This is a genomic window from Streptomyces uncialis (genome assembly GCF_001905345.1).
Classification (GTDB): Bacteria; Actinomycetota; Actinomycetes; order Streptomycetales; family Streptomycetaceae; genus Streptomyces; species Streptomyces uncialis.
This window is the reverse complement of sequence record NZ_LFBV01000006.1, coordinates 122,974-135,841: the sequence shown is the minus strand read 5'-3', so window position 1 is coordinate 135,841 and position 12,868 is coordinate 122,974. Positions and strand designations below refer to the sequence as shown.

General features: G+C 72.9%; 12 protein-coding genes. 11 read left to right on the top strand and 1 reads right to left on the bottom strand.

Annotated elements, in window-relative coordinates:
• Positions 1 to 125 precede the first annotated feature (125 nt).
• The 9 genes from mltG to nusB all read left to right on the top strand — a co-directional run bounded on the left by mltG (position 126) and on the right by nusB (position 9,941).
• Positions 126 to 1,958, top strand: a complete 1,833-nt coding sequence (mltG, locus tag AB852_RS23140) for an endolytic transglycosylase MltG (protein ID WP_073792015.1) — start codon at positions 126 to 128, stop codon at positions 1,956 to 1,958.
• Positions 1,933 to 2,787: a shikimate dehydrogenase gene (locus AB852_RS23135; protein ID WP_073792013.1), complete on the top strand. Its 855-nt coding sequence runs from the start codon at positions 1,933 to 1,935 to the stop codon at positions 2,785 to 2,787. Before mltG ends, AB852_RS23135 begins: the two co-directional genes overlap by 26 nt.
• A 139-nt stretch (positions 2,788 to 2,926) precedes the next feature.
• Positions 2,927 to 4,111: a chorismate synthase gene (gene aroC, locus AB852_RS23130; protein WP_073792010.1), complete on the top strand. Its 1,185-nt coding sequence runs from the start codon at positions 2,927 to 2,929 to the stop codon at positions 4,109 to 4,111.
• Positions 4,112 to 4,116: 5 nt separating this feature from the next.
• Positions 4,117 to 4,725: a shikimate kinase gene (locus AB852_RS23125; protein WP_073792007.1), complete on the top strand. Its 609-nt coding sequence runs from the start codon at positions 4,117 to 4,119 to the stop codon at positions 4,723 to 4,725.
• Entirely contained in the window at positions 4,722 to 5,816 is a 1,095-nt protein-coding gene (gene aroB, locus AB852_RS23120) for a 3-dehydroquinate synthase (RefSeq protein WP_073792005.1), read from the top strand. Before AB852_RS23125 ends, aroB begins: the two co-directional genes overlap by 4 nt.
• A 259-nt stretch (positions 5,817 to 6,075) precedes the next feature.
• Complete coding sequence (locus AB852_RS23115; RefSeq protein WP_073792002.1) at positions 6,076 to 7,185, top strand: AAA family ATPase; 1,110 nt, start codon at positions 6,076 to 6,078, stop codon at positions 7,183 to 7,185.
• 547 nt (positions 7,186 to 7,732) lie between these two features.
• The gene (locus AB852_RS23110; protein ID WP_073791999.1) at positions 7,733 to 8,869 is read left to right on the top strand and encodes an aminopeptidase P family protein; all 1,137 of its coding nucleotides are present in this window, start codon (positions 7,733 to 7,735) and stop codon (positions 8,867 to 8,869) included.
• 74 nt (positions 8,870 to 8,943) lie between these two features.
• Positions 8,944 to 9,510: an elongation factor P gene (gene efp / locus AB852_RS23105; protein WP_073791997.1), complete on the top strand. Its 567-nt coding sequence runs from the start codon at positions 8,944 to 8,946 to the stop codon at positions 9,508 to 9,510.
• Between the two features lie 2 nt (positions 9,511 to 9,512).
• On the top strand, positions 9,513 to 9,941 hold the full coding sequence (nusB, locus tag AB852_RS23100) for a transcription antitermination factor NusB (protein WP_073791994.1): 429 nt from the start codon (positions 9,513 to 9,515) through the stop codon (positions 9,939 to 9,941).
• Between the two features lie 412 nt (positions 9,942 to 10,353).
• Here the strand turns inward: nusB and bldD are convergent, their stop codons facing one another.
• Positions 10,354 to 10,854 (bottom strand): transcriptional regulator BldD, encoded by a 501-nt coding sequence (bldD, locus tag AB852_RS23095; protein WP_073791991.1) that lies wholly within the window; start codon positions 10,852 to 10,854, stop codon positions 10,354 to 10,356.
• Positions 10,855 to 11,072: 218 nt separating this feature from the next.
• Here bldD and pyrR point away from each other — a divergent pair, with 218 nt between their 5' ends.
• Positions 11,073 to 11,714, top strand: coding sequence for a bifunctional pyr operon transcriptional regulator/uracil phosphoribosyltransferase PyrR (pyrR, locus tag AB852_RS23090; protein WP_425444186.1), 642 nt, complete (start codon positions 11,073 to 11,075; stop codon positions 11,712 to 11,714).
• A gap of 172 nt (positions 11,715 to 11,886) precedes the next feature.
• Positions 11,887 to 12,864: an aspartate carbamoyltransferase catalytic subunit gene (locus AB852_RS23085; protein ID WP_073791989.1), complete on the top strand. Its 978-nt coding sequence runs from the start codon at positions 11,887 to 11,889 to the stop codon at positions 12,862 to 12,864.
• Positions 12,865 to 12,868: the final 4 nt, after the last annotated feature.

Sequence of the window (12,868 nt, the reverse complement as noted above, 5' to 3'; positions counted from 1 at the left end):
TCGCGATACGGTAACGTTCCGCGCGATGCGACGGGGTTCGAACAGCCGGCGCACAGCAATTGAGGTGGATGCGACGCCGCGCCGCGAGTGCTCAGCGGACCCCGCCTCGCGGCACTAGGGGACAGATGACTGAATATGGCCGGGGCCAAGGCTCCGAACCGTGGTATCCGGAGGACCCGTTGTACGGGGACGTCGGATGGGAGGGCTCGCAGGGCCACCCCGGCCAGTCCCCCCAGACCGGTCAGCAGTACCCGCACGGGCAGCAGCACCAGCAGCAGGGCCACCAGGACCAGCACCAGCAGCACCAGCAGGGCCAGCAGCACCAGTATTACGAGCAGGGCCAGCCGCAGCAGTCGTACCCGCAGGACCAGGGCCAAGGCCAGGGCCAGGGGTACGACCCGCAGCAGTATCCGCAGGACCACACCCAGCAGGGGTACCCGCAGCAGGGCCACGCCCCGCAGCACGCCGGGCAGTCCCCGCAGTACGACGAATGGCACAACCAGCCCGCCCCCGGGCAGGGCGACGCGCACGGCGGCCAGTACCAGGGCGGCTGGGAGGCCGCGCAGCCCGGTCAGATCCCCTACGGCACCGACCCCGCGGGCACCTACGCGGGACAGCCCGAGGCGTACGGCGCCGAGCAGCCCGACCACTACGGCTCGGACGCGGCGTACCCCCCGCCCGAGCCCCCCGGCCGGCGGCGCGCCGCGCCCGACCCGGACGAGGCCACCGAGTGGGACGCCGGTCAGGAGGGCGAGGACCACGCCTTCTTCACCGGCCAGGACGCGCCCGACGGCGACGGATACGACGACGAGGAGCCCGAGGGCCGTTCCGGCGGCCGGGGCGGTGACCGGCGCGGCCGCGGCGGCAAGAGCAGGAAAGGCCGCAGCGGGGTCGCGTGCCTGCTGGTCACCGCGGTCTTCGCGGGCGGTATCGGCGCGGTCGGCTACTTCGGGTTCCAGTTCTACCAGGATCGTTTCGGCACGGCCCCGGACTTCGCGGGCGACGGCACCGGCGAGACCGTCTCCGTGGACATCCCCAAGGGCTCGCTCGGCTCCGGCATCGGCCAGAAACTCAAGGAAGCCGGCGTCATCAGGAGCGTCGACGCGTTCGTGTCCGCCCAGCAGCAGAACCCCAAGGGCAACACCATCCAGGACGGCGTCTATCTGCTGCGCAAGCAGATGTCGGCGGCCAGTGCCGTCGAACTGATGCTCAGTCCCAAGAGCCGCAACAACCTCATCATCGCGGAGGGCCGCCGCAACGCCTGGGTCTACTCGCAGATCGACAAGCGCCTCGAACTGCCCGGCGGCACCACCAAGGAAGTCGCCCTCAAGGAGTCGAAGTCCCTCGGTCTGCCCAGCTGGGCGAACGCGGACAAGGACATAAAGGATCCGCTGGAGGGCTTCCTCTACCCGTCGAGCTATTCCGTCGCCAAGGGTATGAAACCGGCCGCCGTGCTCAAGAAGATGGTCGCCCGGGCGGTCGAGCAGTACGAGACCTACGACCTGGAGGCGAAGGCCCGCGAGCTGGGGCTGAAGGACCCGCTGGAGGTCGTCACCGTCGCGAGCATGGTCCAGGCCGAGGGCATGACCCACGACGACTTCAAGAAGATGGCGGCCGTCGTCTACAACCGCCTCAAGCCGACGAACGTGGTCACCAACCAGAAGGTCGAGTTCGACTCCGCGTACAACTACGTGAAGAACCAGAGCGAGATCGACATCTCCACCAAGGAGATCCGGAACTACGACGACCCGTACAACACGTACTTCTACGCGGGACTGCCCCCCGGCCCGATCGGGAACCCCGGCAAGGACGCGATGCAGGCCGCGGTCGAGCCCGACACCGACGGCTGGATGTTCTTCATCTCCATCGACGGCAAGACGACCACGTTCACCAAGGAACTGGCCGACCACGAGGAACTGGTGCGCGAATTCAATGAGCGACGGAAGAACGGCGACTGAGCACGCCGGGCGGCGCCGCGCGGCGGTCCTCGGCTCACCGATCGCGCACTCCCTGTCCCCGGTGCTGCACCGGGCGGCCTACGCCGAACTGGGACTGACCGGCTGGAGCTACGACCGCTTCGAGACCGACGAGGCGGCCCTGCCCGGCTTCCTCGCCGGGCTCGGCCCCGAGTGGGCCGGACTCTCGCTGACCATGCCGCTCAAGCGCGCGGTGATCCCGCTGCTCGACGGGATCAGCGACACGGCCGCCGCCGTGGAAGCCGTCAACACCGTCGTCCTCACCGAGGACGGCCGCCGCACCGGGGACAACACCGACATCCCCGGGATGGTCGCCGCGCTGCGGGAGCGCGGCGTGGAGTCCGTGGAGTCCGCGGCGGTGCTCGGCGCCGGGGCCACCGCCTCGTCCGCGCTCGCCGCCCTCGCCCGGATCTGCACCGGCGAGGTCGTCGCCTACGTCCGCAGCGCCGCCCGCGCGGCGGAAATGCGGCAGTGGGGCGAACGCCTCGGCGTCGAGGTCCGCACCGAGGACTGGGACGACGCGGCCCGCGCGCTGCACGCCCCCCTGGTGATCGCCACCACGCCCGCCGGGACGACCGACGCCCTCGCCGCCCGGCTGCCCGAACGCCCCGCGACGCTGTTCGACGTGCTGTACGAGCCCTGGCCCACCGAGCTCGCCGCCCGCTGGTCGGCGTACGGCGGCGCCGTCGTCAGCGGCCTCGACCTGCTCGTCCACCAGGCCGTGCTCCAGGTCGAGCGGATGACCGGGCGCGGCCCCGCGCCGCTGGCCGCGATGCGCCGCGCCGGAGAGCTCGCGCTCGCCTCCCGCTGACCCGCTGGCCCCGGGGGCGTCCGCCTGATGGACCTTCGAACAGGCACGGGTCCGGGGCATGGGAGGATCAGGGGTGGCGGGCCAGGGCCGCGCACCCGGTCGCGCCGTCGCAGTTCGGGCGCGAGCAAGAGGAGCACCGTTGAGCAGGTTGCGCTGGCTGACCGCGGGGGAGTCGCACGGCCCCGCCCTGGTGGCGACACTGGAGGGCCTTCCCGCCGGTGTCCCGATCACCACGGAGATGGTGGGGGACCACCTGGCCCGGCGGCGCCTCGGCTATGGACGCGGTGCCCGGATGAAGTTCGAACGTGACGAGGTCACGTTCCTCGGCGGGGTACGCCACGGTCTCACCCTGGGCTCCCCGGTCGCGATCATGGTCGGCAACACCGAGTGGCCCAAGTGGGAGAAGGTCATGGCGGCCGACCCGGTCGACCCGGCCGAACTCGCCACCATGGCCCGCAACGCCCCGCTGACCCGCCCCCGCCCCGGTCACGCCGACCTCGCGGGCATGCAGAAGTACGGCTTCGACGAGGCCCGCCCCATCCTGGAGCGCGCCTCCGCCCGGGAGACCGCGGCCCGGGTCGCGCTCGGCGCGGTCGCCCGGTCCTACCTCAAGGCCACCGCGGGCATCGAGATCGTCAGCCATGTCGTGGAACTGGCGGCGGCCAAGGCCCCGTACGGCGTCCACCCCGTCCCCTCGGACGTCGACAAGCTCGACGCCGACCCGGTGCGCTGCCTCGACAGCGCCGCCTCGGAGGCGATGGTCGCCGAGATCGACCAGGCCCACAAGGACGGCGACACCCTCGGCGGCGTCGTCGAGGTGCTGGCCTACGGCGTGCCCGTCGGCCTCGGCTCCCATGTCCACTGGGACCGCCGTCTCGACGCCCGGCTCTCCGCCGCCCTCATGGGCATCCAGGCCATCAAGGGCGTCGAACTCGGCGACGGCTTCGGCCTCGCCCGCGTCCCCGGCTCGCAGGCCCATGACGAGATCGTCCGCACCGCCGACGGCATCAAGCGCGTCACCGGCCGCTCCGGCGGCACCGAGGGCGGTCTGAGCACCGGGGAACTGCTGCGGGTGCGCGCCGCGATGAAGCCCATCGCGACCGTCCCGCGGGCCCTCGCCACCGTCGACATCGTCACCGGCGAGGCCACCAAGGCCCACCACCAGCGCTCCGACGTCTGCGCGGTCCCGGCCGCCGGGATCGTCGCCGAGGCCATGGTCGCCCTGGTCCTCGCGGACGCCGTCGCGGAGAAGTTCGGCGGCGACAGCGTCCCCGAGACCCGCCGCAACGTCGAGTCCTACCTCGACCACCTGCGCATCCGGTGACGACGATGCCCGACACACCCGGACCGGTTGGGCCCGCCGTCGTCCTCGTCGGACCGATGGGCGTCGGCAAGTCCACCGTCGGGGCGCTCCTCGCCGAGTGGCTGGGGCGCCCCTACCGGGACACCGACGACGACATCGAGGCCGCCGAGGGCCGCCCGATCTCCGACATCTTCGTCAACGACGGCGAACCGTACTTCCGCGCCGCCGAGAAGGCCGCCGTCCGGGACGCGCTGCGCACCCACGACGGTGTCCTCGCCCTCGGCGGCGGCGCCGTCCTCGACGCCGACACCCGGGCCCTGCTCGCCGGGCGGCCCGTCGTCCTGCTGACGATGGACGTGGACGAGGCGGTACGCCGCACCGGGCTGAACGTCGCCCGGCCGCTGCTCGCCGTCAACCCCCGCCGTACCTGGCGCGAGCTGATGGAGGCCCGCCTCCCGCTCTACACCGAGGTGGCCCGCGCGGTCGTCACCACCGCGGACCGGGGCCCCGAAGAGGTGGCCCGCGCCGTCCTCGAAGCGCTGGGCCTCACGGCCGGCCCCGGCGCACCACCCGTCCCGGACGGCCCCGCCGCCCCGGACGACGACCCGCACGACCCCCGCCAGGAGACCCCATGAGCGCGCAGGCACCCACCCGTATCCAGGTCGCAGGTTCGGCCGGCACCGACCCGTACGACGTGCTCGTCGGGCGGCAGCTCCTCGGTGAACTGGGCGCCCTGATCGGGCCGCGGGTCAAGCGGGTCGCCGTGATCCACCCGGAGGCGCTGGCCGAGACCGGGGAGGCGCTGCGCGCGGACCTCGCCGGACAGGGCTTCGAAGCGGTCGCCATCCAGGTGCCCAACGCCGAGGAGGCCAAGACCGCCGAGGTCGCCGCCTACTGCTGGAAGGCGCTCGGGCAGTCCGGCTTCACCCGCAGCGACGTCATCGTCGGCGTGGGCGGCGGCGCCACCACCGACCTGGCCGGGTTCGTGGCGGCGAGCTGGCTGCGCGGCGTGCGCTGGGTCGCGGTCCCGACCACCGTCCTCGGGATGGTCGACGCCGCCGTCGGCGGCAAGACCGGCATCAACACCGCCGAGGGCAAGAACCTCGTCGGCGCCTTCCACCCGCCGGCCGGGGTGCTGTGCGACCTCGCCGCGCTGGAGTCGCTGCCCGTCCACGACTACGTCTCCGGGCTCGCCGAGATCATCAAGGCCGGGTTCATCGCCGACCCCGTGATCCTCGACCTGGTCGAGGCCGACCCGCAGGCCGCCCGGACCCCGGCGGGCCCGCACACCGCGGAACTCGTCGAGCGGTCCATCAGGGTCAAGGCGGAGGTCGTCTCCGGCGACCTCAAGGAAGCCGGGCGCCGGGAGATCCTCAACTACGGCCACACCCTCGCGCACGCCATCGAGAAGAACGAGCGCTACCAGTGGCGGCACGGCGCCGCCGTCTCCGTCGGTATGCACTTCGCCGCCGAGCTCGGCCGGCTCGCCGGACGCCTGGACGACGCCACCGCCGACCGCCACCGCACGGTCCTGGAGTCCGTGGGGCTGCCGCTCAGCTACCGCTACGACCAGTGGCCCAAGCTCCTGGAGACCATGAAGGTCGACAAGAAGTCCCGGGGCGACCTGCTGCGGTTCATCGTGCTCGACGGCCTCGCGCGGCCGACTGTCCTGGAGGGCCCGGACCCGGCGGTGCTGCTCGCCGCCTACGGCGAGGTCGCGGGCTAGTCCCCGCTCCCACGGGACGCGGGGCCGATGGACCGGCCCCGCGTCCCTGAGCGCATCCTCCGCCGTCCGCCGTCCGTTCACCCGGCCCGTCCCCACGGGGACCGCCCGGGAAGGTACCGTTCGGTGGATGTTCCCCGGCCGCCACGGCCGCGGGGGAGCGGCGCCGCCCGGCCGGGAACTCCGGCGGGGTCGCCGCGAGTTGTCTGGACGACACGACCCGACGCGCCGGTACGGCCTGTACGAGACGGAGTGGCACCGGATGCAGCACGCAGGGGGAGCACCGCTGCCGCCGCCCGAGCGGCCGGGCGGGGAACCGGCCGCGGGCTGGCCGGCCCCGCACCACCCGGGCACGCACCGCCCAGGCACACCTCACCCGGGCCCCGTACCCACCGGGCCGCCCCCTCCGGGGCCCTACCTGTCCGTCCCCCCGCCCCCGCACTCGGGCCACGCCGCGCCCCCGCCTCCCAGCGGCCCCCCACCGGCCCCCCACCCGCACCAGGGCCCGCCCCCGGCGCCGCACTCGCCCCCGCACCAAGCCCCGCCTCCGCCCCCCACGCCGCAGCAGGGCCCGCCACAGCGGCAGGGCCCGCCGCCGCCCCCGGCGCCGCGGCAGGGCCCCCCGCCGCACTCGCCTCCGCACCAGGGCGCGCCCCCGCATCCCGCACCCCGCCAGGCCCCGGCTGCCTCGGCGCAGGCCCCTGGCGGCCCGCCCCAGGCCCGTCCGGACAGCACCGGCCATGTCCGGCTGCCGCCCGGCGGCCCCGTCGCGCTCCCCAGCCCGCCACCCGCCCACGGCGGACCCGACACGACCGGGATCACCCTCGCGGTGCTGCTGATCGGCCCGGCGGGCGCGGGCAAGACGAGCGTCGCCAAGTACTGGGCCGAGCACCGCCGCGCCCCGACCGCGCACATCAGCCTCGACGACGTCAGGGAATGGGTGCGCTCCGGCTTCGCCGACCCGCAGTCCGGGTGGAACGACCACTCGGAGGCCCAGTACCGGCTGGCCCGCCGCACCTGCGGCTTCGCCGCGCGCAATTTCCTCGCCAACGGCATCTCCTGCATCCTCGACGACGCGGTCTTCCCCGACCGCCCGGTGGTCGGCCTCGGCGGCTGGAAGCGGCATGTGGGGCCCGGGCTGCTGCCCGTGGTCCTGCTGCCGGGCCTGGAGATCGTCCTGGAGCGCAACGCCGAGCGCAGCGGGAACCGCCGTCTCGCCGACGAGGAGGTGGCCCGTATCCACGGCCGGATGGCCGGCTGGTACGGCTCGGGCCTCCCGATCATCGACAACTCCCACCTGGACATCCCCAGCACGGCCCAGGCCCTCACAGAAGCCCTCACCCGCTCGGTAGCCAGCCCCCCACAGTGGTAACCCCTGCCCGGACAGGACGGACGACGTCCAGGTTCGCCCCGTAAGGGGCGCAAGGAACGGCGCACCCCCGTGCGACCCGCACAGAAACAAGTGGGCCAAGGTGCGGAGACCTAAGGGGCGCGAGGAACTGCGCGAGCAACCCCGTACCGACCCGCAGGTGAGGACCCACGCCAGGAGGCGCCCCGCAAGGGGCGCGAGGAACTGCGCACCCCCGTGCGACCCGCACAGGAACAAGTAGGCCCACAGGCGGAGACCTAAGGGGCGCGAGGAACGGCGCGAGCAACCCAGTGCCCACCCGCAGGTGAAGGCCCACACCCGGTGGCGCCCCGTAAGGGGCGCGGGGAACTGTGCCCCACGTCGGACCCGCACAGGAACAAGTGGGCCCAGGTGCGGAGACCTGAAGGGCGCGAGCAACACCGCGAGCACCCAGGACCCACCCGCAAGGGAGGACGGCCAGAGGCACGCCGAACCCAGCCGCCGGACGGGGGACCCCCCGTCCGGCCGCGCAGACCGGGCCCCCGCGCCAGGTCACTCGTACGCTCGGACCATGGCAGAGGCGTACGCGTCCCGAAGACACCGCCTACGGGAACGCAACACCGCAGGTGGCCCCGCGGCGGCACTCATCTCCCGCCCCGCCAACGTCCGCTACCTCACCGGCACCGCGCCCCCCGGCGCGGTCCTCCTCCTCGGCGAGAGCGAGGACGACGGCGACGGCGAGGGCGGCAACGGCGACCTCCTGGTCTGCGCGCACCCGCCCAGCGGCCGCCCGGACGAGGGCCGCCCCGACGAGACGCTGCTCACCAAGACCCTCCCCGACCCGGGCGGGGACCCCGCGGTGACCGCCGCGGGCATCGCCGCGGCCCGGGGCACGGACGCCCTCGCCGTGGAGGAGCACCATCTGACGGTCGCCCGCCACCGGGCGCTGCGGACCGTCGCCCCCGGTCTGCGGCTCACCGACCTCGCGGGAGCCGTCGAACAGCTCCGGCTGATCAAGGACGAGGAGGAGATCGGCTGTCTGCGGATCGCCGCGGAGATCGCCGACCAGGCCCTGAGCGAACTGCTCGAATCGATCCTGGTGGGCCGCACGGAGCGGCATCTCGCCCTGGAGCTGGAACGCCGGCTGGTCGACCACGGGGCCGACGGCCCCGCTTTCGCGACCTCGGTGGGCACCGGCCCGCACGCGGGTCTCGGTGAGCACCGTCCCACCGACCGCAGGGTCGAGGAAGGCGATTTTCTGTCCGTGGGCCTGGGCGCGTCCTACCGCGGCTATCGTTGCGAGATCGGCCGGACCTTTGTCATCGGGACCTCGCCCGCGGACTGGCAGATCGAGCTGTACGACCTTGTCTTCGCCGCTCAGCGGGCCGGACGGGAGGCCCTGGTGCCCGGCGCCGCCTGCCGCGATGTGGACCGCGCGGCCCGCCAGATCCTGGAGTCCGCGGGCCACCGGGAGGGCCTTCCGCCGCGCATCGGGCACGGTGTGGGGCTCGAAAACGACGAGGACCCGCAATTGGCGCCCTCGGCCATGGGTAAACTGGACGCTTGTGTGCCGGTCACCGTCGAACCGGGGGTTCACCTCCCTGGCCGGGGCGGGGTCCGGATCGATGACACGCTCGTCGTGCGCCCAGAGGCGGACGGCGGACCCGAGCTACTCACCATCACGACCAAGGAGCTCCTGGCGCTCTAGCCTCAGCCCACCGCTGAGCTGCCGGACGCGGGCCCCCGCTGGTCGTCCACGTCAGTCCAGGAGATTCCGCAACCGTGGCTTCCACGAACGACCTCAAGAACGGCCTGGTACTCAAGCTCGACGGGGGCCAGCTCTGGTCCGTCGTCGAGTTCCAGCACGTCAAGCCCGGCAAGGGCCCTGCCTTCGTGCGCACCAAGCTCAAGAACGTGCTGTCCGGGAAGGTCGTCGACAAGACCTTCAACGCCGGCGTGAAGGTCGAAACGGCCACCGTCGACAAGCGGGACATGCAGTTCTCCTACATGGACGGCGAGTACTTCGTCTTCATGGACATGCAGACCTTCGACCAGCTGCACATCGACCGCAAGACCGTCGGTGACGCCGCGAACTTCCTCCTTGAGGGCTTCTCGGCCACCGTGGCGCAGCACGACGGCAGTGTCCTGTTCGTCGAGCTGCCGACCGCTGTCGAGCTGGTCATCGCCGAGACCGAGCCGGGCGTCCAGGGCGACCGCTCCACGGGCGGCACCAAGCCCGCGAAGCTGGAGACCGGGTTCGAGATGCAGGTTCCGCTCTTCATCACGACCGGCGAGAAGATCAAGGTCGACACCCGCTCGGGCGACTACCTCGGCCGGGTGAACAGCTAACCGTGGCTGCCCGGAACACGGCCCGCAAACGCGCCTTCCAGATCCTCTTCGAAGGCGATCAGCGCGATGCCGACGTGACCACGGTCCTCGCGGACTGGGTGCGTCATTCACGTACGGACACCCGGCAGCCGCCGGTGAGCGAGTACACCATGGAGCTGGTCGAGGGGTACGCGCAGCACGCCGCGCGGATCGACGAGCTGCTCGCGCAGTACGCCGTGGGATGGACGCTGGACCGGATGCCCGTGGTGGACCGGAACATCCTGCGGCTCGGCGCCTACGAGCTGATCTGGGTGGACGGCACACCCGACGCGGTGGTCCTCGACGAGGCCGTCGAGCTGGCGAAGGAGTTCTCCACCGACGACTCGCCGAACTTCGTGAACGGCCTGCTCGGACGGCTCAAGGAGCTGAAGCCCGGTCTCCGACGGGACTGACGCCGCCCGACCGGCCGTGCCGCCCCCGCCGCCCCGCGGCGGGGGACGCCGCTCATCCGCCCGCCCGTACCCGCGGGGGCCCTGCCCCCGGCGCGGTGCGGGCGGTCGGTCGTTGTCCGGCCCGGTCGTTGTCCGGGCCGCCGGACGCCGCACGACCCGGTGATCCGGCGGCCGGTCCGTCCGGCGCCGCACGACCCGGGGACTCGTCCGCCCGGCCGTCTCACCGCCACGCGGTCCGACCTCTGGGGGCCCGACCGTCCGACCGCCGCCCCATACCGTGCCGCGCATATCGCGTCCACCGTGCGACCCGCGCACCGACCGCTGGGCCGTCCGGGTGAACGCATGCCGGGGTGGCGCGGGACCCTGAGGTCCGCGCCACCCCGGCGGCACGTTTCTGCTGGTGGGTGAGGGGTCAGTTGTCCTCGTGGGCCACCGCGCGACGGGCGTCCGCGTCCAGCACGCCCCAGCTGATGAGCTGCTCGGTGAGGACCGAGGGGGACTGGTCGTAGATCACCGCGAGGGTTCTCAGGTCGTCCTGGCGGATCGACAGGACCTTGCCGTTGTAGTCGCCGCGCTGGGACTGGATCGTGGCGGCGTAACGCTGGAGCGGGCCCGCCTTGTCGGCCGGGACATGCGCCAGGCGCTCCAGGTCAAGGACGAGCTTCGGCGGCGGCTCGGCGGCGCCGCCGGGCGTGGTGCCGGGCAGCAGCTCCTGGACCGGGACCCCGTAGAAATCCGCCAGCTCGGCGAGACGCTGGACGGTCACGGCACGGTCCCCGCGCTCGTAGGACCCGACCACGACGGCCTTCCAGCGGCCCTGGGACTTCTCCTCGACGCCGTGGAGAGACAGGCCCTGCTGGGTGCGGATGGCCCGGAGCTTGGCCCCGAGCTGTTTTGCGTATTCGCTGGACATATAGCTCCCCGGACGAAGGCTGGTGACTCACTGTGAGGTTACGCAGCGTGACTTGAATGCGTCAAGCCGAACGGTCAGCACCGACTCTTCCCTGCCTCGGCCCGGGGCGCACGGTGAGGGGGTGAACTGGGGGAATGGGCGACCTGCTATCGTGCAGGGCGCAATTCCGACGTCCTTTAAGGTCCGTCCCGTGAGGCGGAGAAGGAGGTCCGTTTCTTATGGACACCAGCGGTACGAACCACCCCGAACCGGCCGGCCCCGCCGCCGGTCCCACCGGACCCGTCCACGACGGCACCGGCGCCCCCGAGGGCGTCGCGCGGCCTGTCCTGGAGGCTCCCGACATCGCCCGGATGCTGACCCGTATCGCCCACGAGATCGTGGAGCGCGCCAAGGGCGCCGACGACGTGGTGCTCCTCGGCATCCCCACCCGCGGGGTCTTCCTCGCGCAGCGGCTCGCCGCGAAGCTCGCGGAGATCACCGGGCGCGCGATCCCCGTCGGCTCCCTCGACATCACCATGTACCGCGACGACCTGCGGATGCACCCGCCGCGCGCCCTGGCCCGCACCGACATCCCCGGCGACGGGTTGGACGGCCGGCTCGTGGTCCTCGTCGACGACGTGCTCTTCTCCGGGCGCACCATCCGCGCGGCCCTCGACGCCCTGAACGACATCGGGCGCCCCCGCGCGGTGCAGCTCGCCGTCCTCGTCGACCGCGGCCACCGCGAGCTGCCGATCCGCGCGGACTACGTGGGCAAGAACCTGCCGACCTCGCTGCGCGAGACGGTCCGGGTGCAGCTCGACGAGGAGGACGGGCGCGACACCGTCCTGCTCGGGCTGAAGCCCGTGGGCCCCGCCGGATGAGCCGCACCGTCTGACCCTGGCCCGGACGGGCCGCGCCGCCACCGCTCCGCGTCCCGCGGTGCGCCGCCGCGCGCCCGCCCCCGGCCGGCCCCGCCCCGGTGCCGCCCGCCGCACCCCCCTCCGGGACCGCCCGGACCTCCGACACGCCGAACTGCCCTACGGAGCCATACAGATGCTGCGTCATCTCATCTCGGCCGCCGACCTCTCCCGTGACGACGCCGTCCTGATCCTCGACACCGCCGAGGAGATGGCCCGGGTCGCCGACCGGCCGATCAAGAAGCTGCCGACCCTGCGCGGCCGTACCGTCGTCAACCTGTTCTTCGAGGACTCCACCCGTACCCGGATCTCCTTCGAGGCCGCCGAGAAGCGGCTGTCCGCCGATGTCATCAACTTCACCGCCAAGGGCTCCTCGGTCTCCAAGGGCGAGTCCCTCAAGGACACCGCGCAGACCCTGGAGGCGATGGGCGTCGACGCCGTCGTCATCCGGCACGGCGCCTCCGGCGCCCCCTACCGCCTCGCCACCTCCGGCTGGATCGACGCCGCCGTGATCAACGCGGGCGACGGCACCCACCAGCACCCCACCCAGGCCCTGCTGGACGCCTTCACCATGCGCCGCCGCCTCGTCGGCCGGGACACCGGACTCGGCCGCGACCTCGCCGGGCGCCGCATCACGATCGTCGGCGACATCCTGCACAGCCGGGTCGCCCGTTCCAACGTCGACCTGCTGCACACCCTCGGCGCCCAGGTCACCCTGGTCGCCCCGCCCACCCTGGTGCCCGTCGGCGTCGAGCGGTGGCCCTGCGACGTGTCCTACGACATCGACACCGTGCTGCCCGGGTCGGACGCCGTGATGATGCTGCGCGTCCAGCGCGAACGCATGAACGCCGCGTACTTCCCGACCGAGCGCGAGTACGCCCGCAGGTACGGGCTCAACGGCGACCGGATGGCCCGGATGCCCGGACACGCGATCGTGATGCACCCCGGGCCGATGGTCCGCGGTATGGAGATCACCGCGGAGGTCGCCGACTCCGACCGCTGCACCGCCCTGGAACAGGTCACCAACGGGGTCTCCATCCGGATGGCCGTCCTGTACCTGCTGCTCGGCGGCAACGAGCCCGCCGTCACCCACACCCGTACCGAGGAGAAGTAACCGA